We start from the raw sequence: 26,001 nt of genomic DNA, 5'->3' as shown, positions 1-26,001 counted from the left end.
TCTACTTCTCTTTTTAACGCCCCTTGAAAAGGAGTGTTAGGCTCCCCATTATTATGTAGATAAACTAAGAAAAAGCGAGTTTGTAAACCATCACCTTAGATGTAGTTCACACTCCTTTCTATTAATAATATGAATCTTTTTTATAAAAAGGAGAACCAAGTGCGTTGGCTCCCATTAATTATTATCTGCCTTCTTATCTATATAGAAGCCGTTATTTTCGTCAATGTGGCATCTTCTATTGGCGTTCTTACAACACTATTCCTTGTGGTGCTGACTTCTTGTGTTGGTGTCTCACTGGTAAAAAATCAGGGCGTAAAAAATATAGCTTCAATGCAACAAAAACTTGCAGTAGGTGAAGTGCCTGCGGCAGAAATGGTGAAAAGTGTTTCATTAATATTGGCGGGTATCTTACTGTTGATCCCTGGCTTCTTTACGGATTTCTTGGGCTTACTGTTGTTATTACCACCATTGCAAGCGTTATTAGTGACGAAACTGATCTCTCGAATTCAAGTTTATTCAGCAGGTCATGGTCAAAGTGGATTCTCTTCTAATCAGAATGGAACAACATTCGAAGGCGAGTTTCAGCGTAAAGAGGATTCACCGAGTAACCAACTGAATAATAAGGCTGATGATCCGAATAATGACCATTTTTCTGATAAAAAATAAGTCGCTTGAAGCATAATCAACTGAAATGGGGAAAATTTGAAAAAAAAACACATTTTACCCCTTGAAGTTTGACCGGATGCCCCCACCTGTATCGACATGGTACTGGTTCACATTAGGCACTGGTATCCCCCTTAATCCTGATATGGACTTTTTTATAGGAGCACTATTAATGAAGATTCGTCCATTACATGACCGTGTTATTGTTAAACGTAAAGAAGTCGAAGCTAAATCAGCAGGCGGTATCGTACTAACAGGTACAGCGGCGGGTAAATCAACTCGTGGCGAAATTTTAGCAGTGGGTCAAGGCCGTATTATGGAAAACGGTGATGTTAAACCACTGGATGTTAAAGTTGGTGATATCGTCATTTTTAACGACGGTTATGGCGTTAAAACAGAAAAAATTGACAACGAAGACGTGCTTATCATGTCTGAAAGCGACATTTTAGCAATTGTAGAAGAATAATTTTTCTCTTTTAAGATCTTCTTAAACTGAACGAATTCAAAGGAAATATACGATGGCAGCTAAAGACGTCAAATTCGGTGTAGATGCTCGTAATAAAATGTTACGTGGTGTTAATGTTCTTGCAGATGCAGTTAAAGTAACTTTAGGCCCTAAAGGTCGTAACGTTGTTTTAGATAAATCTTTCGGCGCACCTGTTATTACTAAAGATGGTGTATCTGTTGCTCGCGAAATTGAACTCGAAGATAAATTCGAGAACATGGGTGCACAGATGGTGAAAGAAGTTGCTTCTAAAGCCAATGATGCGGCAGGTGATGGTACTACAACTGCAACAGTATTAGCACAATCAATCATTGCCGAAGGCTTAAAAGCAGTTGCCGCTGGCATGAACCCAATGGATCTGAAACGCGGTATCGATAAAGCTGTTATTGCAGCAGTCGAAGAACTGAAAAAACTGTCTGTTCCATGTTCAGATACTAAGGCGATTGCTCAGGTTGGTACAATTTCTGCTAACTCCGATGAAACCGTCGGTACTCTGATCGCTCAAGCGATGGATAAAGTAGGTAAAGAAGGTGTTATCACCGTTGAAGAAGGTACTGGCTTAGAAGATGAGCTAGATGTTGTTGAAGGTATGCAGTTTGACCGCGGTTATCTGTCTCCTTACTTCATCAACAAACCTGAAACAGGTACAGCAGAATTAGAAAACCCATTCATTCTGTTAGTTGACAAAAAAGTTTCTAACATCCGTGAATTACTGCCTGTCTTAGAAGGTGTTGCTAAAGCTAACAAACCTCTGCTTATTATCGCAGAAGATGTTGAAGGTGAAGCACTGGCAACATTAGTTGTGAACAACATGCGTGGTATCGTTAAAGTTGCTGCTGTTAAAGCACCTGGCTTTGGTGATCGTCGTAAAGCAATGTTGCAAGATATCGCAACATTAACTAACGGTGCTGTGATTTCTGAAGAAATCGGCATGGAGTTAGAAAAAGCGACATTAGAAGACTTAGGTCAAGCAAAACGCGTTGTTATCAACAAAGATACAACAACGATTATTGATGGTTTAGGTGATCAAGACGCAATTAGTGGTCGTGTATCTCAAATCCGTCAACAAATCGAAGATGCAACTTCAGATTATGACCGTGAAAAATTACAAGAACGCGTTGCTAAATTAGCTGGCGGTGTTGCAGTAATTAAAGTGGGTGCAGCAACTGAAGTTGAAATGAAAGAAAAACGTGCTCGTGTTGACGATGCTCTGCATGCAACTCGCGCAGCGGTTGAAGAAGGCGTTGTTGCTGGTGGTGGTACTGCTCTGGTTCGTGTTGCTAACGCTCTGCGTGAGATGGTTGGTGATAACGAAGAACAAACAGTCGGTATCCGCGTTGCATTACGTGCAATGGAATCTCCAATGCGTCAAATCGTTGCTAACGCAGGTGAAGAGCCATCTGTTGTTGTAAACAACGTGAAAGCGGGTGAAGGTAACTACGGTTATAACGCTGCAACTGATGCTTACGGCGATATGATTGATATGGGTATCTTAGATCCAACTAAAGTGACTCGTTCTGCACTGCAATTCGCAGCATCTATCGCAGGTCTGATGATCACGACAGAAGCGATGATCACAGATTTACCGAAAGATGACAAAATGGACTTAGGTGCTGCTGGCGGTATGGGCGGCATGGGTGGAATGGGCGGCATGATGTAAAATTCATCAGCTAACTGTTTTACAAAGAAAACCCGAGCTTAGGCTCGGGTTTTTTTATGTCTAAATACAATTGAGATTTGAAAAGTGCATCATCTCATTCATACACATAACATCCTCTTTTTTGGGATTTATTTGTTAACATAAATGACATGCTATGCCTTTAATGCACAAAACCACCTCTTGTATGAAGTTCCCGCTCCAATAGTCGGACTGCCAATTACTTACGCTCTTTTTATGCCGTTTTATTTCAGAATTATCAGATAATTCATTTTATATATAATTAGAAACAACTTATTTCTTTACAACTAGACAACAGATCGTTTTTACTGCACCGCTTAAAAAATAATTAAATAAATTGGGGTGTTCACCATGTCTGTCGTCGCAATTGTCCTTATCTTTCTTTTTGCTGTGATTGCGAGTGTATTTATCTCACGATTGCTGTCAGAAAAAATTCCATTACCCTTGATCCAAATCGCTGTGGGTGCTGGTTTGTCGATCTTTGGGTTTGAGGTGGCTTTTGATCCACATCTTTTCTTGTTCCTCTTTATTCCACCACTACTCTTTTTAGATGGTTGGCGTATTCCTAAAGAGGCGTTATTCCAAGAAATTAAACCTATTATGTCATTGGCAATCGGTTTAGTGGTTGTCACTGTCATTGGCATGGGCTTTTTTATTCATTGGCTTATTCCTTCTATTTCGCTTGCGATTGCGTTTGCATTAGCGGCGATTTTATCACCAACCGATCCTGTTTCTGTATCTGCTATGACTGTCAATTCGCCACTTCCTTCGCGTATGACGCATATTTTAGAAGGCGAATCGTTACTCAATGACGCGACAGGCTTAGTCTGTTTTAGCTTCGCAGTAGCTGCGGCATTAACAGGTTCTTTTTCTATTGCTTCGGCGACAGGGCAATTTTTAATTGTCGCTTTAGGCGGTGCAGCGATTGGCTTGATTGTGGCAGGCGTGATTGGGCGATTAAATCAGTTTTTGGTTAAACGTACCGGTGAAGATCCGGCTATCCAAATCTTGATCAGCTTGTTGATGCCATTTATTGCTTATTTATTAGCAGAACATTTCCATGTCTCGGGGATCTTAGCCGCGGTTGTTGCTGGTATTGCAATGCACTACGAAAAAATAGTGGGTCGTATGCAAGCCGCCACTCGTATGCAAAGTAAAGCGGTCTGGGATACCGTTCAAGTTGCACTTAATGGCATGATTTTTATTTTATTAGGTGAACAACTTCCAGCAATGTGGAAAATTTTACCTGAAGTGACGCAATCGGCAGGTGCAACGAATTCTTGGGCTGTTTTAGGCTATATCATCGTTATTACAATCGGGCTTGCTGTACTGCGTTTTTCATGGGTGTGGATCTCAATGTCACTGACCGTATTCCGTTCTCCTGATAAACGTTTATCTCGCCATGATCTGCGCTTAATGGCGATTATGGCAACGGCTGGCGTCAGAGGGGCGATTACGCTAGCGGGTATCTTAACCTTGCCTTTATTAATGGCAGACGGTTCACCGTTCCCAACACGAGATCTCGCCATCTTTATTGCTATGGGCGTTATTCTCTGTTCATTATTGATAGCCACAATTGCATTGCCGATTTTAACTAAAGGGCTATCAGAAGATTTACCTTATGAAAATGATGAAATTCGTACGCGTTTAGCATTAAACGAAGCGGCGATTGCGCATATTCATGAATTAATAAATCAACCTTGTGACGATCTTGATGAGATGTCACTGCGCAATGAGGCAGGTTCACATTTATTAGAAATTTATAGCCGTCGTCTTGATAGTGAAGACAGTGTGCAAGAAGGTGCGCTTGATTTGAAACGCTTGTTTAGCATGGAGCGCCAGTTGTCACGCAGTGCGTTAAAAATAGAACGCGATACATTACAGCAGTTACGTAAATCGCGTCATATTAGCGAGCATATTTTTCATCGCTTACGCCATGAATTAGATCTAAAAGAAGAAGCGCTGAATCATCATTTGAGTTAATTTAGACCGATATTATCTTCAGATAGCGGTTTGCTGTCTGAAGATTTTTGAAAAAATGAACGAATTGTGTGTTCATTCTCGCACTGTGTAGGCTGAAAACTAGGCTAATCATTTTAAAAGCATAAAAGCGGTGTAGAATAGAGACACTGTTGCTTTGTCTATCTCAAAGCCGAATTTGTACGTTTAAATAAGTTTAAAGCGAAAATAATATCTTAAGGCTATTGGCTAATGTGAGATAGTGATGATGATTTATTTTTGCGCATAAGAGAGATGACAAGGTATATTGTTGTCATTACTAAACGGACACTCAAATAAATGAGGGGATCATGCGAATTAAATTGTTATTGGGAGCTGCAGCCGCGTTGTTACTAGCAGGCTGTTCTGCAACAAACACATTAAGCACTGCCGGCTCACAGGTACAAATCACTGATACGCAACCAGGCAGTGAATGCCAATTACTAGGAACAGTGACAGGTGTTCAAAATAACTGGTTATCAGGTTCCCGTACTGAAAGCCAATCACTGCGAGGTGCGGCTAACGATCTACGTAATAAAGCAGCCGCAATGGGGGGTAACGTGATTTTTAACGTTGGTACTGGCGCAGGTAGCTTTGTTGATAGCTTTGCACCATTAGATAGCAAAATGAGTGGACAAGTTTATAAATGCCAATAAGGGCATTTAATTTATTCACTATTTATTAGTCTACTTATCGCTAAAAAAGCTGTAGTCACTTCATTTATTTGAATTGAGCTACAGCTTTTTTGTTTTTGTGATATGAATTATTGCTGGCGTAACCCAAGATCTAACAATGTTTTACTCGGTTCACCACCAATTTCACGCGTGAGTTTAGGTACCATATAGCCTGAAACTAAACTCATTAGTGCTTTCATTATTTCTCTTGTTTCATGGTCTGGCACCATAAAGTGAGCCGCACCTTGTACTTTATCGAGAACATGTAAGTAATACGGCATAACACCCGCATCAAATAGTGCGCGACTTAAATCCGCAAGGACTTCAGCACTGTCATTCACACCTCGTAATAACACACCTTGATTTAATAAAGTGACATTGGCATTTTTTAGCTTTGAACAAGCTTTTCTCAATGCGTCATCAATCTCATTGGCGTGATTGATGTGCAATACCATGATATTTTGCAAACGTGATTGTTGCAGGCGTTTGCATAGTGCGTCAGTAATACGTGCAGGAATAACTACAGGTAAGCGAGAGTGGATACGTAAGCGCTTAAGATGAGGAATAGCCTCTAATTGTGTTATCAACCAATCAAGCTCATCATCTTTCGCCATAAGGGGATCTCCCCCCGAAAAGATGATTTCATCGAGTTTTGAGTTATTTTTGATATACTCAATAGCCTTTTGCCAATTCGCTTTGTTTCCTTTGTTATCTTCGTAAGGAAAATGACGACGAAAACAGTAGCGGCAATTGACAGCGCAACCACCTTTGACCAGAAGCAATGCACGATTCTGATATTTATGTAATAAACCTGGCACCGCATTTTGTTGCTCATCTAACGGATCCGTAGAAAATCCCGGTGTTATGGTAAATTCAGCATTTGCAGTTAATACTTGTAAAAGTAGTGGATCGTTAGGATCGCCTTTTTTCATGCGTGCAACGAATTCACGGGGAACCCGTAGCGGAAAAAGCCGTCGCGCTTGAGCCCCTTTTTGGAGTTCAGCGTGATGTTCCAACGCTAAAAGTTGGAGTAATTCAACAGGATCACTGATTGCCTGCGCGAGTTGTGTTAACCAGACTTCTCTGGTGGGGTGATTATGAGTTACAATGTGTGCCATTTTTTGGCTATGCCATTTTAAATTAAAAAAGTTAGAGGATATTCATGGCTTCTTATAATACCAACGATTTTCGTTCAGGTCTTAAAATCATGTTAGATGGCGAGCCTGCCGTCATTACTGAATGTGAATTTGTTAAACCAGGTAAAGGTCAGGCATTTGCTCGTGTGCGTCTGCGTAAACTGATTTCTAACAAATTACTAGAAAAAACATTTAAATCTACTGATTCAGCAGAGGGTGCTGATGTCATGGATATCAACTTAACTTACCTGTACAACGACGGTGAGTTCTGGCATTTCATGAACAACGAAACTTTCGAACAATTAGCAGCAGACGAGAAAGCCGTTGGCGAAAACGCTAAATGGCTGATCGACCAAGCTGAGTGTATCGTAACACTGTGGGATGGTCGTCCTATCGCTGTTGTTCCACCAAACTTTGTTGAATTAGAAATCGTTGATACTGATCCAGGCCTGAAAGGTGATACCGCAGGTACAGGTGGTAAACCAGCAACATTAAGCACTGGTGCTGTTGTTAAAGTTCCACTGTTTGTACAAATCGGTGAAGTTATCAAAGTTGATACTCGCTCAGGTGAATATGTATCGCGCGTAAAATAATCGCATAGATTATTTTACTGAGTGTAACGTTAAGCACAATAAATAATTACCGCAGAGAGTGTTAAATATCTGCGGTATTTTTTTATTTTAATTTATTAATATTGATTAATGGGCGGTGTTTTCTTTCTAAAAATTTGATTGATTTGTATTACTGCATTATTTAATTTTTTGTGTTATTATTTTGTTTCTAACTTATTTCCCTCTTCATTATCCCAGATGCCAAAATAGAATGTGATATTCAATATTGGAATTGGTAAAAAATAACCATTTTCTTAGAATAAGTGTGTAGGTTGTTTTGGTAAAGATAATCCACAGCAATATTTATTTAAGTTATTTTGACTTTCCTTTAAGAGATATTGAAGAGTATAGATAAAAACATTAATCCTGTAATATTATTGATCTTTATTTTATATTTTATTTGTACTAGGGAAACCCTTTCAATATAGACATTTACTTTGATATATCTCTTTTATTTTTATCAATTCAATTCAATTCAATTCAATTTATGACATAATGCAATTAGCTTATCCTATAGGTTAATTACTTTCTTTATGGAATTAATTTTCATTTCTTTATTTCTTTTTTTTGTAAATTCCCCACGCTTAAGCACAAATAATAGATTTTTAATCTATACTTTATTTAGGTTAGATGTAAATAACAGTCTTTAGATTTATTTTAAATCTAATATTATCAATAGATTAGATTTGCCAGTGGTTCTTGAATTAATTTAGGAGGCTATATGGAAAATAGAACGATTATTATGGGGGCTGATCCTTCAGGATTTGAACTTAAAAATACGATTAAATCTTATTTGTCAGAAAAAAATTACACAATAAAAGATCTCACAGAATCAGGTCCTATTGGCTATTGTGATGTGGGTGATAAAGTCGGCTCAATTATTTCTGAACATCCTGAATATATTGGCTTTGTTTTCTGTGGTACAGGAATGGGTGTGAGTATTAGTGCGAATAAACATAAAAATGTTTATTGTGGTGTGTGTGAAAGTATCACGACTGCCCGTTTTTGTAAGGTAATTAATAACTGTAATATGTTGGCAATGGGTGGCTTATTAATAACACCGTTTAAAGCTAAAATGATGGTTGATGCTTATTTATCAGCAACCTTTACAGAAGGCTTTTCTGAAGCAACACCAGAAGATTTAAAATGTGGCTTAAATTCAATGAAAGATGTTGAAAAGAAAATTTACCACAACTAAGTCTCACCTCCTTTATTTAAAACTTCTTATTATTTGCTGGCAAACACAGTATGTTTGTCAGCAGCCTAAAGCCTTCTCTCCGAGTTTTATCCCTCTTTGAGTGTCAACGTCATTATTGTCGATACGTCATTCTTAGTTCCTTCTTGTATTTCTATCTCAATGATTTTCATCATAAATAAATAAAATCCTCTCTTGGCATGAAATATGCTTTATCTAAAGAAAAATTGACGACAGTAATGCTGTTAAACGTTTTTCTCGGAGGATGTGGCGAATGAATCGCTTTGTAATTGCAGAGCCACAACGATGCATAGGGTGTAATACCTGTATGGCAGCTTGTTCAGAAGTTCACCAAGCTGTGGGATTACAGGCGCATCCGCGTCTTACAGTGGTAAAAGTGGAGGATCAGACAGCACCGATGCTTTGTCGGCACTGTGAGGATGCTCCTTGTGCTCGCGTGTGCCCAGTCAATGCCATTACTCATGAAGATAATATGATCTTTCTTAATGAGAGTTTGTGTATTGGCTGTAAGTTGTGTGGTTTGGTTTGTCCCTTTGGTGCGATTACACCATCAGGTAGCAAACCCGTTAATTTACCGGCTGTGTTTGATTATTTTGTGCCGGAAGAGATGTTGGCAGATGTGCCAGCCAGTCTTCCTGCTACAAATCCATTCCTCGCATGGAATGCCGGTGTACGTGCTATCGCAGTGAAATGTGATTTGTGTGCTTTCTCTGATGAAGGCCCTGCTTGTGTCAAGGTGTGTCCGACAGATGCATTGCATTTAGTTGAAGAAGACAAACTTGAAGAGCAAATGAAAACGCGTCGCTTAGATTCAGTGATGGAACCGATTACGAGTCTTGACGATTTATCTACTTTGACACAGGAGCGGAAGTAATATGGAACCTCTTCAGTTACTGCTGTGGTCAGTCATCCTGTATGTTGTTGGTGGCGTTATTGCACTGTTTTTAAAAAAACAGGAAGGGTTGGCAATCCTGATTTCAGGGATCAGCGCAATCATTGGTGGTGTCTTAGGTATTTTAAGTGCATTACCTGTTATTTTTGGTGGTGAAATCGCGACTTTTACCGCCGCTGGGCCTTTCGATTTTGCCGCTTTTGTGGTGCGAATGGATCTGTTAGGCGCCTTTATGGTGTTTGTCATTTCATTACTGGTCAGCGTGTGTGCGCTTTATTCTCTTGCTTATGTGCAAGAATATAAAGGCCGTGGCGCTTGGAGCATGGGATTCTTTATGAATCTGTTTATTGCTTCTATGGTTGGCTTAGTGGTGATGGATAATGCGTTCTACTTTATTATCCTGTTCGAAATGATGTCACTGGCTTCTTGGTTCTTAGTGATTGCAGACCAAGATGATGAATCTATTCACGCAGGTTTGCTTTACTTCTTTATTGCTCACGCAGGCTCCGTGTTAATCATGATTGCCTTCTTCTTGATGTGGCGTGAAAGTGGTAGCCTTGATTTCGATTCATTCCGTCAACTCTCTCTTTCTCCTGCGATGGCCTCTGTGGTGTTCTTACTGGGCTTCTTTGGTTTTGGTGCCAAAGCCGGTATGTTGCCGTTACACAGTTGGTTACCAAAAGCGCACCCCGCAGCACCTTCACATGCATCAGCATTAATGTCAGGTGTAATGGTCAAAATTGGTATCTTTGGGATCATTAAAGTCGGTATTGATTTATTGGGTGCGACTGAAATGTGGTGGGGAATTGTTGTCCTCGCATTCGGTGCAGTGTCTTCTGTATTGGGTGTTATGTACGCATTAGCAGAGCATGATTTAAAACGCCTACTTGCATGGCACACCGTTGAAAATATCGGCATCATCTTAATGGGTGTGGGTGTCGGCATGGTTGGTATGGCAACAGACCATCCTGTTATTGCCGCACTTGGTCTGTTAGGGGCTTTATATCACTTATTAAACCATGCAGTGTTCAAAGGATTATTGTTCCTTGGTGCGGGTGCCATTATTAACCAAATTCACACTCGTGATATGGATAAAATGGGGGGGTTAGCCAAACTGATGCCTTACACTGCAACGGCATTCTTAATTGGTTGTATGGCGATTTCAGCGTTACCACCATTAAACGGTTTTGTTAGTGAATGGTATACCTACCAATCGCTTTTCACGATGAGTTACGAAGGTAACTTTGTGATGCGCCTAAGTGGTCCTATTGCCATTATTATGCTGGCAATTACAGGGGCATTAGCGGCAATGTGTTTCGTTAAAGTCTATGGCGTGAGCTTCTGTGGCGGCCCTCGCAGTGAGCAAGCAACAAAAGCAAAAGAAGTGCCATTACCTATGACGATTGCGATGGGTTTATTAGCGCTTTTCTGTGTTGTGTTAGGTGTAGGTGCCGCTTTTGTTGCACCAATCATTGCCAACATTGCAATGTCTCTTAGCGAAACCAGCGCATTAACTGTGGCTCAAGGCTCAATGCTTGTTCCTGATGCTGCATCACAAGCAATGTTCTCTCCAGCATTAACATTTGTTTTATTAATTGCTTTACCGCTTATCCCATTCCTGATTTACCTCGGCCTAAAAGGCAATCAACCTGCGTTTCGTCGCAAAGGTAATCCTTGGGCGTGTGGTTATGTGTGGGAAAAAGACATGGCCGTGTCAGCTGGTGGCTTTACTCAAGCATTACGTAGCATGTTTGCACCACTTTATCGTATGCGTAAACAACTTGATCCATCTCCATTGCTGTCTCGTGGTTTTAATAAAACACAGCTCGGTGCTGAAAAGGTCGAACCATTCTGGGATGAACGCATTATTTATCCTCTGGTTCGTGGTATCCAACGTTTTGCAAAACGTATCCAATGCCTACAAGGCGGGGATTTCAGACTCTATTGTCTATACGTTGTCGCAGCGCTGGTCATCTTGCTTTTAGTTATCGCAGCGTAAGGAGAGGGACTTATGACTTTCCAAGAAGCACCTACGTTAATGATGGGAATATTCGCACTAATACAAGCACTCTTTTTGCTGGCGATAACCCCATTATGTACAGGTATTTCGCGCACAATTCGCGCCAAGATGCATTCGCGTCAAGGCCCCGGAATTTTGCAAGATTATCGAGATATCTTTAAGTTATTTAAACGTCAATCTGTGGCGCCTGAGCAATCGGGTGTGATCTTCCAAGTGATGCCTTATGTGTTACTCGGAAGCATGTTGGTGGTTGCGATGGCACTGCCTGTCTTTACTGCAACGTCACTGTTTGCAGGGGCAGCCGATCTTATCGCACTGATTTATCTGTTTGCACTTTATCGTTTCTTTTTCTCTTTATCTGGTCTGGATTCAGGAAGCCCATTTGCCGGTATTGGTGCTAGCCGTGAATTAACGTTGGGTGTGTTAGTGGAGCCTATCTTAGTGCTCTCACTGATTGTGGTTGCCTTAATTGTGGGTTCAACCAACGTCGGTACCATTAGTGCAACACTGGCTCAAGGATGGGTATCACCTACAGCCACACTGTTAGCATTGTTAGCCTGTGCTTTTGCCGCATTTATCGAAATGGGCAAAATGCCGTTCGACGTTGCAGAAGCGGAACAAGAGTTACAAGAAGGGCCATTAACTGAGTATTCAGGCTCTGGTTTTGCGATGGTGAAATTGGGTCTTGGCTTAAAACAAGTGGTTGTGGCTGAACTGTTCTTAGCCATATTTATTCCTTTCGGTAAAGCCACAGAGTTCACCTTTATCGCCTTAATCATTGCATTAGTGTTGATGGCAGTGAAATTGTTAGTGGTGTTTGTATTAGCGTCATTGGTTGAAAACAGTTTAGCGCGTGGTCGCTTCTTACTGACTCACCATGTGACATGGTTAGGATTCGGTGTTGCGGCACTGTCTCTTGTTTTCTATTTAACTGGTCTATAAGGAGCGATGATTACAATGGAAAATATAGCTCTTGCGACCTTACTCATCCCATTTGCGGGGGCGTTGATTACGTCCTTAATGCCAAATCGGATGGCGAAGTGGTTATGTACACTGTTCGCTTTATTAGCCACATTAGGAACGGTTGTTTTAGGTTGGCAGTTCCTCGCTGAAGGTAAAGTCGATACCACAATTACGCTAGTACAATATGGTGATGTTGCGCTCTTTGGTTTTACCATTGATCGTGTCAGTACATTGATTGCTTTTGCTGTGGTGTTCTTAGGATTGCTGGTGAGTTTTTACTCTACTGGTTATCTAACCAATGGCAACCGCGAGCATCCACATGATGGTACTCGTCGCTATTATGCCTTCTTGCTGATTTTTATTGGTGCAATGGCGGGTTTAGTCCTTTCATCAACTATTTTAGGTCAACTCCTGTTTTTCGAAATCACAGGGGGATGTTCTTGGGGATTAATCGGTTACTACCAATCTGAAAAATCATTGCGTTCAGCAATGAAAGCGTTGTTGATCACTCACGTTGCTTCAATCGGTCTTTATCTCGCTGCGGCAACCTTGTTTGTGAGTACGGGGACATTTGAATTAACCGCAATTGCAACCTTAGATGAGCCAACCAAACTGATTGTCTTTGGTGGAATTCTCTTTGCGGCTTGGGGTAAATCAGCGCAATTACCACTGCAAGCTTGGTTACCTGATGCGATGGAAGCACCAACTCCGGTGAGTGCTTACTTACACGCCGCGTCAATGGTCAAAGTCGGTGTTTACATCTTTGCTCGCGCGATTATGTCGGCAGAGGGTAATGTTCCTCACCTTATTGGTTGGGTGGGTATTACCATGGCAGTTATCACGTTGATTTATGGCTTTATGATGTATTTGCCACAAAAAGATATGAAACGCCTGTTAGCATGGTCAACTATCACTCAGCTCTCTTATATCTTCCTTGCATTATCTATTTCTATCTTTGGACCGCGCGAAGCGTTTGAAGGCGGTATCGCTTATATCTTTAACCATGCCTTTGCGAAAAGCTTGTTCTTCTTAGTCGCAGGTGCGCTGAGTTATAGCTGTGGTACTCGTATGTTGCCGCGCTTAAAAGGGTTAATTAATAAATATCCATTATTGGGTGTGGGTTTCTGTGTTGCCGCGCTGGCAATCGCCGGCGTTCCACCAATGAATGGCTTCTTTAGTAAGTTCCCAATTTTTGCCGCAGGTTTTGAACTGTCGAGTGTTTTCTGGGTGATGACACCAATTATGGTGCTAGTACTGATTGAGTCTGTTGCTAGCTTCACTTGGTTTATCTACTGGTTTGGTCGAGTTGTTCCTGGCAAACCAAGTACAGAAGTTGCAGAAGGGCAGCCTGTTCCTATGGCAATGCAAATTGTGATTGGAATACTGATTGTTATGTCCTTTGCATCCAGTGTTATCGCAGTCACTTGGCTAGGATAAGGGAGATAAATCATGACTGGAGCACTTATCGTAAACAATTTGGCGGGGTTAATGATGATCACCTCGCTACTGGTAATTGGCGCGAAAAAGCCGATTGCTTCATGTTGGTTCTATGCATTGCAATCTTTTGTTTTGGTGATGATTTTTGTCACCTTAGCAAATACGTTAGATGCACACCAACTCACTCTTTGGGCAATTACTGCTTTCTTTACTAAAGTTCTGCTTGTGCCACTTATTTTAGGATTTGCATTTCGTAAGTTATCTGATCCGAGTGCCAATGCCAGCATTATCAGCCCTGCGATATTAATGTTGTTAGCGGCTGTTATCGTGATTTTAAGCTGGTTCGTTGTTGAACCCATCCAAATTCCGATGGTTGTTGATTTAAAACCCGCACTCGCGGTTTCTTTAGGACACTTTATGTTGGGTCTGCTGTGCATCGTGACGCAACGAAATATCCTAAAACAAGCTTTCGGTTATTGCTTGATGGAGAACGGCTCTCACTTAACACTGGCATTATTGGCGTGGAGAGCACCAGAACTGGTCGAAATCGGTATCGCCACTGACGCCATCTTTGCTGTGATTGTGATGGCCGTGTTGGCTCGTAAGATTTACCGCACGCTCAACACACTGAACGTGGATCAACTGACCGCGCTGAAGGGGTGAGGAGATGAACCAAACAACCATGTTAACAATTTTAATGTTTGCACCGTTGGTATTTTCAATACTGGCGTTTCTAAGTCCGTTATTAAAAGCGGGTGCGCGTCCTGTTGTGACGGGTATTCATGCTATTGGTATCACCGTATTGTTAATCGCTGCATTAGGGACTGTGGCAGATATCATGTCTCATGGCGAAATATTGGCTGCTGCTAATTGGGTTCATGTGGATAGCCTAGGTGCATTATTCCTCGCTATCTTAGGTATTATCGGCTTTTTAACGGGGCTTTATTCTATTGGCTATATGAATCACGAAGTGGATGAGGGCGAAATTTCAGTACGCACTTTGTGTAATTACTATGGTTTCTTCCACCTCTTTTTATTCACCATGTTATTAGCAATTACGAGTAATAACTTGATCTTAATGTGGGCAGCCATTGAAGCAACAACCCTAAGCTCTGCATTCTTAGTCGGAATTTATGGTCAGCGTTCTTCTCTGGAAGCTGCGTGGAAGTACATCATCATTTGTAGTGTGGGTGTGGCATTTGGTCTTTTCGGGACTATTTTGGTTTATGCCAATGCTGCAAGCTTTATGCCTGATCCAGATCAGGCTATCTTCTGGACTGAAGTGTTGAAATATACAGACCAGTTAGATCCAACACTGATGCATTTAGCTTTTGTCTTTATTTTAATCGGTTTCGGTACCAAAACGGGGTTATTCCCAATGCACGCATGGTTACCAGATGCACACAGTGAAGCACCAAGTCCTGTCAGTGCACTGTTATCTGCGGTTTTACTGAATTGTGCACTGTTAATCATCATTCGTTACTACATCATTATTGATGCGGCAATTGGTACTGAATTTACACGTAACTTACTGTTAATCTTTGGCTTCCTCTCTGTTGCTATCGCGGCGTTTTTTATCCTTATTCAGCGCGATATGAAACGTCTTTTAGCGTATTCCAGTGTGGAAAACATGGGATTAATTGCCGTCGCATTAGGAATTGGCGGACCAATTGGTATTTTGGCTGCTTTATTCCACACCTTAAACCACAGTTTAGCGAAAGCACTGTTGTTCTGTGGCTCAGGTAACGTGTTATTGAAATACGGTACGCGTGATTTAAATGTCGTGAAAGGCATGTTTAAAGTGATGCCATTAAGTGCAGCTCTTTTTGCTGGTGGTGCTTTAGCATTAGGCGGTATGCCTCCTTTCAACGTCTTTATCAGTGAATTTATGATTGTTGTGGCAGGTTTAGCTTCTCAGCATATTGGCTTAACTATCCTATTATTACTGTTATTGACTGTAGTCTTAGGTGGTCTAGTTCGTATGGTGGCTAAAACTGTCTTTGGTCAAAAACCTGATGTTGTTGCTAAAGGTGAACTGGGAATTTTAACCACATTACCAATGGTCATTCTGATTGCACTTATGCTGTTAATGGGAACTCACATTCCTAAGCCTGTCAGCGAGTTGTTAGAAAATGCCGCTAATATCGTGATGAATATTGATAAAAGTGAGTCACCTACTTATGCATGGCCAACGGCTTTAATCAACAATCCATCCACATCGGTTCAGGAGATGTAACGTGAGCTACCAAAATTATGTCAGTAGAAAAGAGGGAAAAGAATTAGGCGGAGATTACGTTGCCAAAGTTCGTGAAAAATTCCCATCAGCTGTTCTTGATGAAGAACGACAAACCGCTGATCAATTGACGATAACAGTAAAAACGGAATCACTTCCTGAAGTGGTGGAATACCTGTATTACGGCTTAGGCGGTTGGTTACCCGTTTTATTCGGTAATGACGAACGTAGTTTAAATGGGGACTATGCTGTTTATTACGCATTATCAATGGAAGAGGGTGAAAAATGCTGGGTTGTTGTAAAAGCCCATGTTAGCCCAATTACTTTAGAGTTCCCATCTGTCACACCACGCGTTCCTGCGGCGGTTTGGGGTGAGCGTGAAATCCGCGATATGTATGGTCTTATCCCGGTTGGCTTACCTGATGAACGCCGTTTAGTGCTTCCAGATGATTGGCCTGAAGAGATGTATCCACTGCGTAAGGATGCGATGGATTATCGCCAACGCCCAGCACCAACAACTGAAATTGAAACTTATCCTTTCGTGAACGAAGGTAAGCAAGATGCACGCGTTGTGCCAATTGGTCCGATGCACATTACTTCAGACGAACCGGGGCACTTCCGCTTATTTGTAGACGGTGAAAACATTGTTGATGCCGATTACCGTATGTTCTATGTTCACCGTGGTATGGAAAAACTGGCTGAAACCCGAATGGGTTATAACGAAGTCACATTCTTATCAGACCGTGTGTGTGGTATTTGCGGCTTTACTCACAGCGTAGCCTATGTGACTTCTGTTGAAAATGCGTTAGGTATTGAAGTGCCACGTCGTGCACATACTATTCGTTCTATTTTATTAGAAGTTGAACGTCTTCATAGCCATTTATTAAACATTGGTTTAGCCAGCCACTTCACAGGCTTTGATACGGGCTTTATGCAATTTTTCCGTATTCGTGAAAAATCAATGCAGATTGCAGAAATGCTCACAGGTGCGCGTAAAACCTATGGCTTGAACTTAATTGGGGGTATTCGTCGCGATATTTTAAAAGATCAGCGTCTGAAGACTATCCAACTTGTTAGAGAAATGCGCAAAGAAGTCACTGAATTAGTGGATATACTGTTATCAGCGCCAAATATGGAGCAACGTACTGTTGGTGTTGGTATTTTAGATAAAAAAGTGGCTCGTGATTTTAGCCCAGTCGGCCCAATGATAAGAGCAAGTGGCTTTAAACGTGACGTGCGTTTTGACCACCCATTTGCAGATTATGGCAATCTTCCACTGACGCTCTTTAGTTATGAAGGTGGCGACGTATTCTCCCGTGTGATGGTACGTATTAAAGAAGTCTTGGATTCAATGGCAATGATTGAATATGCCTTAGATAATTTGCCAGAAGGTCCATTATTAACCGAAGGCTTTACTTATCAGCCATATAAATTTGCACTGGGCTTTACTGAAGCCCCTCGCGGTGAAGATGTTCACTGGAGTATGTTGGGAGATAACCAAAAATTATTCCGCTGGCGTTGCCGTGCTGCAACTTATGCTAACTGGCCTGTATTACGCTATATGCTACAAGGAAATACAGTCTCTGATGCGCCATTAATTATCGGTAGTCTTGACCCTTGTTATTCCTGTACAGACAGGGTAACGCTCGTCGATGTGAAAAAACGTAAATCTAAAACAGTTTCTTATAAAGAAATTGAACGTTACAGCATCGAACGTAAAAATTCGCCGCTCAAGTGAGGGAATGAACGATGTTAAAATTGTTTAAAACCATAATCAAAACAGGCGAAGCAACGACAAAATATCCGTTTAAACCATTGGATTTACCTGATGGTTTTAGAGGAAAGCCTGAATATGATGCACAACAATGTATTGTTTGTGGTGCGTGTACCTCAGCGTGTCCTGCGAATGCGTTAACCATGGAAACCAATCTGGAAACGGGGGAGCGTCATTGGCAACTGTTTATTGGTCGCTGTATTTATTGTGGTCGTTGTGAAGAAGTTTGCCCAACAAGAGCGATTGTTTTATCTGATATGTTTGAAACGGCGGTGACAAAAAAATCTGACCTTTATATTAAAGGAACGTTTAAATTATTGAATTGCCGTGAGTGTCATCAGCCATTTACGCCGAGAAAATCCGTTGAATATGCGATGGAACTATTAGTGCAATCAGGTTGGGATGAGCAAACCGTAGAAGCGATGCGTCCACAATTTGAAACTTGCCCTGAATGTAAGCGTAAACATAACTTGTTATCTGATGGCCGTGAAAATATTAGTATGGGCGAAATTGGGAGTGCAATAAAATGAGTCTACCAGAAATTCCCATTAATCATCATGTTAGCCAACCTATCACCCTTGATGATCAGGTTAAAAAGCTAAAACAGACATTGTTGAAAGATATTCAGCGTTCAGCTTATGTTTATCGTGTTGACTGTGGTGGTTGTAATGGTTGTGAGATTGAAATTTTCTCCGCAATTACACCGGTTTTTGATGCTGAACGGTTTGGTATCAAAGTCGTTGCCTCGCCTCGTCATGCTGATATTTTATTATTTACAGGTGCAGTAACGCGTCAGATGCGTGTGCCTGCATTACGAGCCTATGAATCAGCGCCAGATCCAAAAATCTGTATTTCATACGGCGCTTGTGGTTGTGGTGGTGGGATTTTCCACGATCTCTATTGTGTATGGGGCGGCAGTGAATCTATCGTTCCTATTGATGTGTGGATCCCTGGTTGCCCTCCAACACCTGCGGCAACCATTTATGGTTTTGCTGTTGCATTAGGTCTGCTTGATCAGAAATTAAAAGGCGAATCACACATTGAAGTAGAGAATGAAAAAGCGTCTCTCATTTTGCCTTCTATTCCTTTAGATGCTCGTGTGATGATTGAGCGTGAAGCTCGTCGTCTTGCTGGCTATTATCAAGGAAGACAAATCAGCGACCATTTCCTTACTTTGTTGGAAGGTGCCACTATTCAAGAAGTTAGCGGTCGTGTTGATGAATGGTTACGACAAGCCAATGATCCTCGTTTATCAGAGATTGTAAAACGCTTAGTGCATTCATTAAATCAAGGAGGCGTATATGCCTGATGACGCTAAAGTTTACTTTTGGTCATTAAGACAAAAGTTTGTTGATAGCGATGATGATATTCCCGCAGAAGCGCAACAGGTTATGTACTACTCGCTCGCGATTGGTCACCACGTTGGTATGATTGATTGCTTGAAAACAGAGCTAGTATGCCCTTTAGAAAAATATAAAGCATGGATTGATTTATTATCTGAAGGTGAAGCAAAGCGCAAAATGCAGGGATTGCTCACGTTTGGTGAGATAACCATTAACTCTGAACATACGCACTTATTAGCGTTGGCATTTGATCCTATCACCAAACATGACGATCCTATTTTTAGTGAGTGGAGTCAAACGCTGATTAAATTATTGGGTGAGATCCACGTAGAACCTGCTATTTATTTGATAGTGAAGAGAAAACCATGAGTAAGACAATGACAGCACCTAAAGTGGTATTAACCGTTGGCAATAGTATGATGGGTGATGATGGTGCGGGTCCATTACTCGCTGAGTTAATGGAAACAAATCCCATTGAAGGATGGATTGTTATCAATGGGGGAAGTGCGCCAGAAAATGTCTCTTATCAGGTAAGAGAGTTACAACCGCAATGTGTTGTCATTGTTGATGCTGCGGATATAGGTTTAAAACCGGGTGAGATTAGGGTGATAGATCCTGATTATATTGCGGAAATGTTTATTATGAGCACTCATAATATGCCACTTAATTTCCTGATTGATCAATTAAAAGATGATATTCCTTATATCACCTTTTTAGGGATCCAGCCTGATTTAGTGGGTTTTTATTATCCGATGACCGAAGCAGTAAAAAATGCAGTAGAGGAAGTGTATCAAGGGATCAAGTCTTGGCGAGTTGACTACTTTCCTGAGCTTGAAGTCTGCGATGAAGATGAAGAAGAAATCGAAGAATAAAAGTATAACAAAACAAGTATCCATAGATTATTAATATAGATAAAAACATCCGCGATAGCGGATGTTTTTCGTTAATGCGTAATATAAGTGTCATTAATTATAAAAAAGTGTTTTTTGTAACTTATATTACTCATTATTCAATTGGCTATTTGCTAATAGCATGCATTTTATTCTCTAACCTTAAGTTTTCCTTTAGCCCTTTCTTTTAAAAAACAACTTTGCTTAACCTTTTCTTCATCGGGTATGCCAAAAGTTAACTATACTAATTTTTTATTAATAATAATTTTCACTTCGAATTAGAAGAAAAGTATCTTTTTCTCTCAACTATAACGAAAAAATAGCAAGAATAGCGCCGTATTCAGGTGGGTGTTTTTGTTATCCTTAACTAATATGTTTAGTGAGAAAGTTATCTCTTGTAAAGAATAAAAGGTTGATTATGTCTTCTTTTGTACCTCAATTAAGTATTGTGGTTGCTGTTTATAATGGTGAGAAGTTTTTATCGGAATTTTTCAGTTATTTACAAGCGCAGAAATTACAGAATTGGGAGCTTATTCTTGTTGATGATGGTTCTAAAGATAATTCCTTAAAATTACTTTATGAATGGAAAGATAAATTCCCTGATGTCACTATTTTAACACAGGAAAACCAAGGTGTTTCTGTTGCTCGTAATACAGGCTTTAATGTTGCTCGTGGAAAGTACGTGGCTTTCCCTGATATTGATGATGTGATTGATGCTAAAATGTATCCTCGTCTGCTTGAAATCGCTCTTAGCGATGATTTAGATATTGCGACTTGCAATGGTAATTATGTTTATGCGGATGGACGTCCTTCGCGACCTATATTTCCCTCTAACCGATTACATACAACTGAGGTTTTAACAGGACCACAATGGCTAAAAATGGCATTGGATTCTAGAAAATTTTTACATGTGACTTGGTTAAATATTTATCGACGTGAGTTTCTACTTGCTCACGGTTATTATTTTGAACCCGGTTTACATCATCAAGATATTCCATGGACAACAGAAGCACTGTTAACTGCTAAACGTGTTAAATATATTGATGAGCGTTACTACGATTACTTTATTCATTCCGCCTCCGTTTCTCATGCAACGCCTGATGATAATATTCATGTTAGAACAATTCATAATTACATGAAAATATTAGAACGGCTTGATGCCATTAATAAAAAACATAATAACGTCGCTAAAAACATTAATGCATGCTATTGGCAAATCGCAAAAGAAGGGTTGGGAATTATTCACTCAATTGGTTCTATTCAGTCTATTGAGGTTAAAAAACAGATAGTTAAAGAGCTTTTTGATAGAGGAATATGGTCATTAATTTGGAAAAACGCGAAAGGTTTTAGGTTACGTTGGCGTTTGGGGCGTCGCTATTTTAAATTAAAAAGAATATTAAATTCATGATCAAAAGAGGGCACAATAATGTGCCTTTTTTATTTTTAGTGCATATTAAATAAAATGAAATAATCTAATTTCGTTAAAAAGTCATTTTATTTCGTTTTGTGCTCACTAATAAATTCAATGATAAATATATAACTTATTTATTAGAAAAATACTGTGCACTTGCTAGAAGTTTGCCATAATGAGTATTACTGCTTAATAAAAGTTTATGTAAAATCAATAAACTGTCGAATATTATTCGAGTAGTTGAATAAAAAAACTTATTATGATGCCACTGATTCTGCCTTTATCTGCATCAAGTTGCAGAGCATCATAACTACCATTGTTATTTATCTTGCTTCAGCCTCTTCATCTTATTTAGATAGAGATTGATGATAAGTCGTATCTAAAAAATCGGAGAATGTTTTATGTCTATTCGGTTTGGTTGGCGTCAATCATTAGTAACGTTAACTTGCTTAGCCGCGTTAAGCGTCCCTTTTGCAACATCTGCTCAAACATTGAAATTAGCTATTGGTGAAGAGCCAACAGAAGGCTTCGACCCAATGTTGGGTTGGAGTCATGGTAGCTATCTACTTCTGCATAGCCCATTGTTAAAGCAAAATGCCGATCTCTCTTGGTATAGCAATATGTTAAGTGACTATCAGCCAAGTGAAGATGGTAAAACATGGAAATTAACGTTAAAACCAGATTTAAAATTCTCTGATGGCTTACCGCTCACCGCAAAAGATATCGTATTTACTTATAACAATGCGGCTGCAAGTGGCGGTAAAGTGGATATGGGTAACTTCCTTTCTGCAAAAGCAGATGATGACTTACATGTCACGATTACGTTAAAAGCACCACAAAGTACATTTGTGAACGTACTGGGCTCTTTAGGTATCGTTTCTGCGGATAAGTATGATGAAAAAACCTACGCACAAAAGCCAATTGGTGCAGGTCCTTATCGCATGGTTAGTTTCCAACCGGGGCAGCAATTAATTGTTGAGGCAAACCCGTATTATGCCGGGCAGAAGAACGATTTTGAAAAACTGATTTTTGTTTTCCTTGACGAAGATGCGGCATTTGCGGCAGCGCAAAGTGGCCAATTGGGTATTGTGCGTATTCCGCCAGCAACTGCTGCGATTGCGAAAAATTTACCGAATGTCAAATTGTGGGAAAGACCCAGTGTAGAAAACCGTGGTATTGTTTTCCCAATGGTAAAATCAGGTGAAAAAAATGCACTAGGTTATGATATTGGTAATGATATCACTGCCGATATTGCAATTCGTAAAGCGATTAACTATGCGCTAGACCGTAAATTATTGTCAGAACAAGTGCTTGATGGTTATGCCATTCCTGCGTATACCGGCGTGAAAGGATTACCATGGGATCAACCCGATGCGGCATTTAAAGATGGTGATATCGTGAAAGCGAAACAAATTCTTGAAGATGCAGGTTGGAAGCTTAATAAAAAGGGTATTCGTGAAAAAGACGGTTTAGAGGCGAAACTCACGTTATGGTATACCAGTGGTGATGCAACGCGCCGAGACTTAGCCGAATCTATTCGTGCATTAGTGCAACCTCTGGGTATTCAAATGGATCTGAAATCAGGCAGTTGGGATACCGTAGAACGTTATATGCATTCCAATCCAACATTATTTGGTTGGGGTAGCCTCGATCCGATGGAGCTATATCATCATTACAGTACCAATGCCGCAGGTGTCGGTTACTATAACCCAGGTTATTATAAGAACCCAGAAGTTGAGAAGCACCTACAAGCCGCATTAGATGCCCATACATGGCAAGAAGCGGTTCCTCACTGGAAAGCCGTAGAATGGGATGGCAAAAATGGTGTGGGTGTAAAAGGCGATGCTGCTTGGGCTTGGTTGATGAACGTTCAACATACTTATTTGACTAATCCTTGTGTCGATTTAGGCACAGGTACACCTGAAATTCATGGTTCATGGTCATTATTAAATAGCGTAGATACTTGGAAGTGGACTTGTCAGTAATACGTCAAAGTGCAGGATTTTTCTTGCGATTACTTTGCCTGCTGTTGGTGACAACAGCAGGTGTTTTTATTTTATTAAGTTTTTCACCCATTGATCCTATTAAGGCTTATATTGGCAGTGATTTACTTAATGTACCGCCTGAGCAATACCCTTTAATTGCCGCTCGCTGGGGAATAGACCAACCTTTATGGATGCGATTTTGGCTCTGGTTTAGCCAAATTATTCAAGGGGATTTTGGCTATTCCATGTTGTATAACATGCCGGTTATTGATGTTATTCGCGAGCGTGCAGGCCCTTCTTTTATTTTGCTTTTTTCATCATGGGTATTCTCTGGTGTTATCGGTGTTGTTATGGGGGTGATCGCAGGTCGATATTTAAATCGTTGGCCTGATAGAATGATTTCCACATTCTCTTATTTACTTGCCTCATTACCCACATTCTGGGTTGGGTTATTATTGTTATCCCTGTTTTCTGTCACTTTACATTGGGCGCCTATTTGTTGTGCTTGGCCAATGGGAAGTAGCGCAGAAGCCGCGACACTAAGCCAGCGTTTTTCTCATCTTATTTTGCCTATGATTGCTCTCGGGTTATTGGGAACGGGTAATATCGCACTGCATACTCGCGCTAAAGTCGCTGAGGTAATGGGCAGTGAATTTATCCATTTTGCAAAAGCACAAGGCGACAAAGGTTGGGCTATGATGCTGTTTCATGTTCTACGTCATGCCATTACACCTGCACTTTGCTTACAGTTTGCATCCATTGGTGAATTACTGGGTGGTTCTCTATTAGCAGAAAAAGTATTTGCTTATCCCGGTTTAGGGCAAGCTACTGTTGATGCGGGATTACGTGGCGATATTCCATTATTAATGGGTATTGTGGTTTTTAGCACTATTTTGATTTTCTTTGGTAATAGCATCTCTAACGGGCTATTAAGGCGTATTAATAAAGGAATTTTGCGAGACTCATGATTTACGATCCGAACAAGCCTTTATTGAAACTGCTCTTCGTGACCCTCGCATTAATTGGGTTAGTGGCGTATGGCTTTTCTGTTTCTCATACTGATATTGCAATGGATTTTTTGGCAAGAAACCAAGCACCTTCAGAACAATATTGGTTTGGTACAGATAATCTTGGTCGCTCTTTGTGGTTACGCTGTTTTCAAGGCATGTTAAGTAGCTTAAATATTGGTGTAACAAGTGCAGTTGTGAGTGGCTCGATTGCATTGCTTTTCGCAGGGATTTCTTCCATTAATCGCTATTGCGATTTTTTCGTAAGCGGTGTCGTTGATGCGCTTTTGGCATTACCTCACTTATTATTGCTTATTCTAATTTGTTTTACGTTAGGTGGTGGGCAACAAGGGGTGATTTGGGCGGTGGCATTAACGCATTGGCCTAAACTTGCATTGATTTTGCGTGGTGAAATTCAGCGCATTCGTGAAGCTGATTATGTCATGCTATCACGCCGTATTGGCAATTCACCTTTGCAATGCGTAAAAAAACACTATTTACCTATGTTATTGCCACAATGGATCGTGGGAACATTATTGATGTTTCCTCATGCCGTATTGCATAGCGCTGCCTTAAGTTTTTTAGGTTTTGGGCAAGCGGCACATGAGCCATCACTGGGTTTATTATTAGCAGATGCGTTACGTTATTTAAGTACGGGTTCTTGGTGGATGGTGGTCTTTCCGGGATTTATTTTGATGTGCTTAGTGTTGATCTTTGATCAATTTGCTAAAGCCATGCAACAATTATGGTTAAGAGGCGCAGGATGTTAAGTTTTGAACAGCTTTCCATTGATATTGCACAATTTCGTTGGCTAGGAAAACGAAATTGGCAACCGTTGCTTAAATCTATTTCTCTTGATGTTAAACCTGGAAAAATGCTGGCGTTAGTGGGGGGGAGTGGTGAAGGTAAAAGTTTATTATTGCAAAGTGCATTAGGACTTTTGCCTGCCAATATGCGCGTGCGGGGTGCCATTAAACTTAATGGTCATATATTAAGTGAACGAGAGCTTATCGCCTACCGTGGCAATACGTTTTGCTATATTCCTCAAGGTGTAACCGCGTTAAATCCACTGATTTGTATTGGTGAACAACTCAGTCGCTCTGCACGTTTAAGTGGGGCCGATGTCAGTTCTGATGATATTGTGCAACAACTGGGGCTTTATCATCTTTCTGGATCATTAGTAAAAACGTATCCTGCAAAATTATCTGGCGGTATGGCAAAGCGAGTATTGGCCTGTAATGCGACACTCTCTAATGCACAATATATTTTGGCTGATGAAATTACCTCATGGCTTGATGATGAACATGCGTGTTTGTTATTAGGGCACTTAAGAGAGCTATGTCATCAAGGTAAATCAGTGCTTTGGGTAACTCATGATTTATCACTTGCTGCGCGCTTTGCTGATACCATTGCGGTGTTAAAACAAGGCGAAGTTAACGAAGTTATTCCTTCAACTGCGCTTAATCATCATGAAGGCAGTGAATGGCTGAAAACACTGTGGAATGCATTGCCTGAACAGCAGTTTCTAAACCAAAAAGAAACATCGTTTGATCTATATTGATGTT

The 26,001-nt window shown here is 40.6% G+C and carries 24 protein-coding genes; 23 read left to right on the top strand and 1 reads right to left on the bottom strand.

Features of this window, described 5'->3' with window-relative positions; translation table 11 throughout:
- Window positions 1-159 precede the first annotated feature (159 nt).
- From B6258_RS06345 to B6258_RS06325, 5 genes are all read left to right on the top strand, one after another.
- A complete protein-coding gene (locus B6258_RS06345; protein WP_099074566.1) occupies window positions 160-666 on the top strand; it encodes an FxsA family protein in 507 nt (168 codons plus the stop codon).
- Window positions 667-835: 169 nt separating this feature from the next.
- The gene (locus B6258_RS06340; protein WP_036914050.1) at window positions 836-1,129 is read left to right on the top strand and encodes a co-chaperone GroES; all 294 of its coding nucleotides are present in this window, start codon (window positions 836-838) and stop codon (window positions 1,127-1,129) included.
- Between the two features lie 52 nt (window positions 1,130-1,181).
- Window positions 1,182-2,828, top strand: a complete 1,647-nt coding sequence (gene groL, locus B6258_RS06335; protein ID WP_099074564.1) for a chaperonin GroEL — start codon at window positions 1,182-1,184, stop codon at window positions 2,826-2,828.
- Window positions 2,829-3,197: 369 nt separating this feature from the next.
- A complete protein-coding gene (locus tag B6258_RS06330; RefSeq protein WP_099074563.1) occupies window positions 3,198-4,829 on the top strand; it encodes a Na+/H+ antiporter in 1,632 nt (543 codons plus the stop codon).
- Between the two features lie 326 nt (window positions 4,830-5,155).
- Window positions 5,156-5,500, top strand: coding sequence for a DUF4156 domain-containing protein (locus tag B6258_RS06325; protein ID WP_023582946.1), 345 nt, complete (start codon window positions 5,156-5,158; stop codon window positions 5,498-5,500).
- Between the two features lie 107 nt (window positions 5,501-5,607).
- Here the strand turns inward: B6258_RS06325 and epmB are convergent, their stop codons facing one another.
- A complete protein-coding gene (gene epmB, locus B6258_RS06320; RefSeq protein WP_099074562.1) occupies window positions 5,608-6,636 on the bottom strand; it encodes an EF-P beta-lysylation protein EpmB in 1,029 nt (342 codons plus the stop codon).
- A gap of 44 nt (window positions 6,637-6,680) precedes the next feature.
- On the opposite strand from epmB, the gene efp reads away from it, so the two are divergent.
- The 18 genes from efp (at window position 6,681) to B6258_RS06230 (ending at window position 25,997) form a co-directional block, all read left to right on the top strand.
- Complete coding sequence (efp, locus tag B6258_RS06315) at window positions 6,681-7,247, top strand: elongation factor P (RefSeq protein WP_099074561.1); 567 nt, start codon at window positions 6,681-6,683, stop codon at window positions 7,245-7,247.
- Window positions 7,248-7,986: 739 nt separating this feature from the next.
- Complete coding sequence (locus B6258_RS06310) at window positions 7,987-8,463, top strand: RpiB/LacA/LacB family sugar-phosphate isomerase (protein ID WP_099074560.1); 477 nt, start codon at window positions 7,987-7,989, stop codon at window positions 8,461-8,463.
- A gap of 271 nt (window positions 8,464-8,734) precedes the next feature.
- A complete protein-coding gene (locus B6258_RS06305; protein ID WP_099074559.1) occupies window positions 8,735-9,355 on the top strand; it encodes a 4Fe-4S dicluster domain-containing protein in 621 nt (206 codons plus the stop codon).
- 1 nt (window position 9,356) lies between these two features.
- Window positions 9,357-11,372: a hydrogenase 4 subunit B gene (hyfB, locus tag B6258_RS06300; protein WP_099074558.1), complete on the top strand. Its 2,016-nt coding sequence runs from the start codon at window positions 9,357-9,359 to the stop codon at window positions 11,370-11,372.
- Window positions 11,373-11,384: 12 nt separating this feature from the next.
- Window positions 11,385-12,335, top strand: a complete 951-nt coding sequence (locus tag B6258_RS06295; protein WP_099074557.1) for a respiratory chain complex I subunit 1 family protein — start codon at window positions 11,385-11,387, stop codon at window positions 12,333-12,335.
- A gap of 6 nt (window positions 12,336-12,341) precedes the next feature.
- Window positions 12,342-13,793: a hydrogenase 4 subunit D gene (locus B6258_RS06290; RefSeq protein WP_099074556.1), complete on the top strand. Its 1,452-nt coding sequence runs from the start codon at window positions 12,342-12,344 to the stop codon at window positions 13,791-13,793.
- A 12-nt stretch (window positions 13,794-13,805) separates the two neighbouring features.
- Window positions 13,806-14,456 carry a hydrogenase 4 membrane subunit gene (hyfE, locus tag B6258_RS06285; RefSeq protein ID WP_099074555.1) on the top strand — a complete coding sequence of 217 codons (651 nt, stop codon included), beginning with the start codon at window positions 13,806-13,808 and terminating at the stop codon, window positions 14,454-14,456.
- Between the two features lie 4 nt (window positions 14,457-14,460).
- On the top strand, window positions 14,461-16,029 hold the full coding sequence (locus tag B6258_RS06280) for a hydrogenase 4 subunit F (protein ID WP_099074554.1): 1,569 nt from the start codon (window positions 14,461-14,463) through the stop codon (window positions 16,027-16,029).
- 1 nt (window position 16,030) lies between these two features.
- Window positions 16,031-17,764 carry a hydrogenase large subunit gene (locus B6258_RS06275; protein ID WP_099074553.1) on the top strand — a complete coding sequence of 578 codons (1,734 nt, stop codon included), beginning with the start codon at window positions 16,031-16,033 and terminating at the stop codon, window positions 17,762-17,764.
- Window positions 17,765-17,775: 11 nt separating this feature from the next.
- Window positions 17,776-18,330 (top strand): hydrogenase 4 subunit H, encoded by a 555-nt coding sequence (gene hyfH / locus B6258_RS06270; RefSeq protein ID WP_099074552.1) that lies wholly within the window; start codon window positions 17,776-17,778, stop codon window positions 18,328-18,330.
- Window positions 18,327-19,109 carry an NADH-quinone oxidoreductase subunit B family protein gene (locus tag B6258_RS06265; RefSeq protein ID WP_099074551.1) on the top strand — a complete coding sequence of 261 codons (783 nt, stop codon included), beginning with the start codon at window positions 18,327-18,329 and terminating at the stop codon, window positions 19,107-19,109. Before hyfH ends, B6258_RS06265 begins: the two co-directional genes overlap by 4 nt.
- Entirely contained in the window at window positions 19,102-19,512 is a 411-nt protein-coding gene (locus B6258_RS06260) for a formate hydrogenlyase maturation HycH family protein (RefSeq protein ID WP_099074550.1), read from the top strand. Before B6258_RS06265 ends, B6258_RS06260 begins: the two co-directional genes overlap by 8 nt.
- Window positions 19,509-20,015, top strand: a complete 507-nt coding sequence (hycI, locus tag B6258_RS06255; protein ID WP_099074549.1) for a hydrogenase maturation peptidase HycI — start codon at window positions 19,509-19,511, stop codon at window positions 20,013-20,015. The genes B6258_RS06260 and hycI overlap by 4 nt, the downstream gene beginning before the upstream one ends.
- A 436-nt stretch (window positions 20,016-20,451) precedes the next feature.
- Entirely contained in the window at window positions 20,452-21,441 is a 990-nt protein-coding gene (locus tag B6258_RS06250; RefSeq protein ID WP_099074548.1) for a glycosyltransferase, read from the top strand.
- 404 nt (window positions 21,442-21,845) lie between these two features.
- A complete protein-coding gene (locus B6258_RS06245; RefSeq protein WP_099074547.1) occupies window positions 21,846-23,429 on the top strand; it encodes an ABC transporter substrate-binding protein in 1,584 nt (527 codons plus the stop codon).
- Entirely contained in the window at window positions 23,414-24,397 is a 984-nt protein-coding gene (locus B6258_RS06240; RefSeq protein WP_099074546.1) for an ABC transporter permease, read from the top strand. The genes B6258_RS06245 and B6258_RS06240 overlap by 16 nt, the downstream gene beginning before the upstream one ends.
- Window positions 24,394-25,206, top strand: a complete 813-nt coding sequence (locus tag B6258_RS06235) for an ABC transporter permease (RefSeq protein WP_099074545.1) — start codon at window positions 24,394-24,396, stop codon at window positions 25,204-25,206. Before B6258_RS06240 ends, B6258_RS06235 begins: the two co-directional genes overlap by 4 nt.
- A complete protein-coding gene (locus tag B6258_RS06230) occupies window positions 25,200-25,997 on the top strand; it encodes an ATP-binding cassette domain-containing protein (protein ID WP_099074544.1) in 798 nt (265 codons plus the stop codon). The genes B6258_RS06235 and B6258_RS06230 overlap by 7 nt, the downstream gene beginning before the upstream one ends.
- Window positions 25,998-26,001: the final 4 nt, after the last annotated feature.

The sequence above is a fragment of the Proteus alimentorum genome (assembly GCF_002607735.1).
GTDB classification, from domain to species: Bacteria; Pseudomonadota; Gammaproteobacteria; order Enterobacterales; family Enterobacteriaceae; genus Proteus; species Proteus alimentorum.
This window is presented reverse-complemented; position numbering and strand designations above follow the sequence as displayed.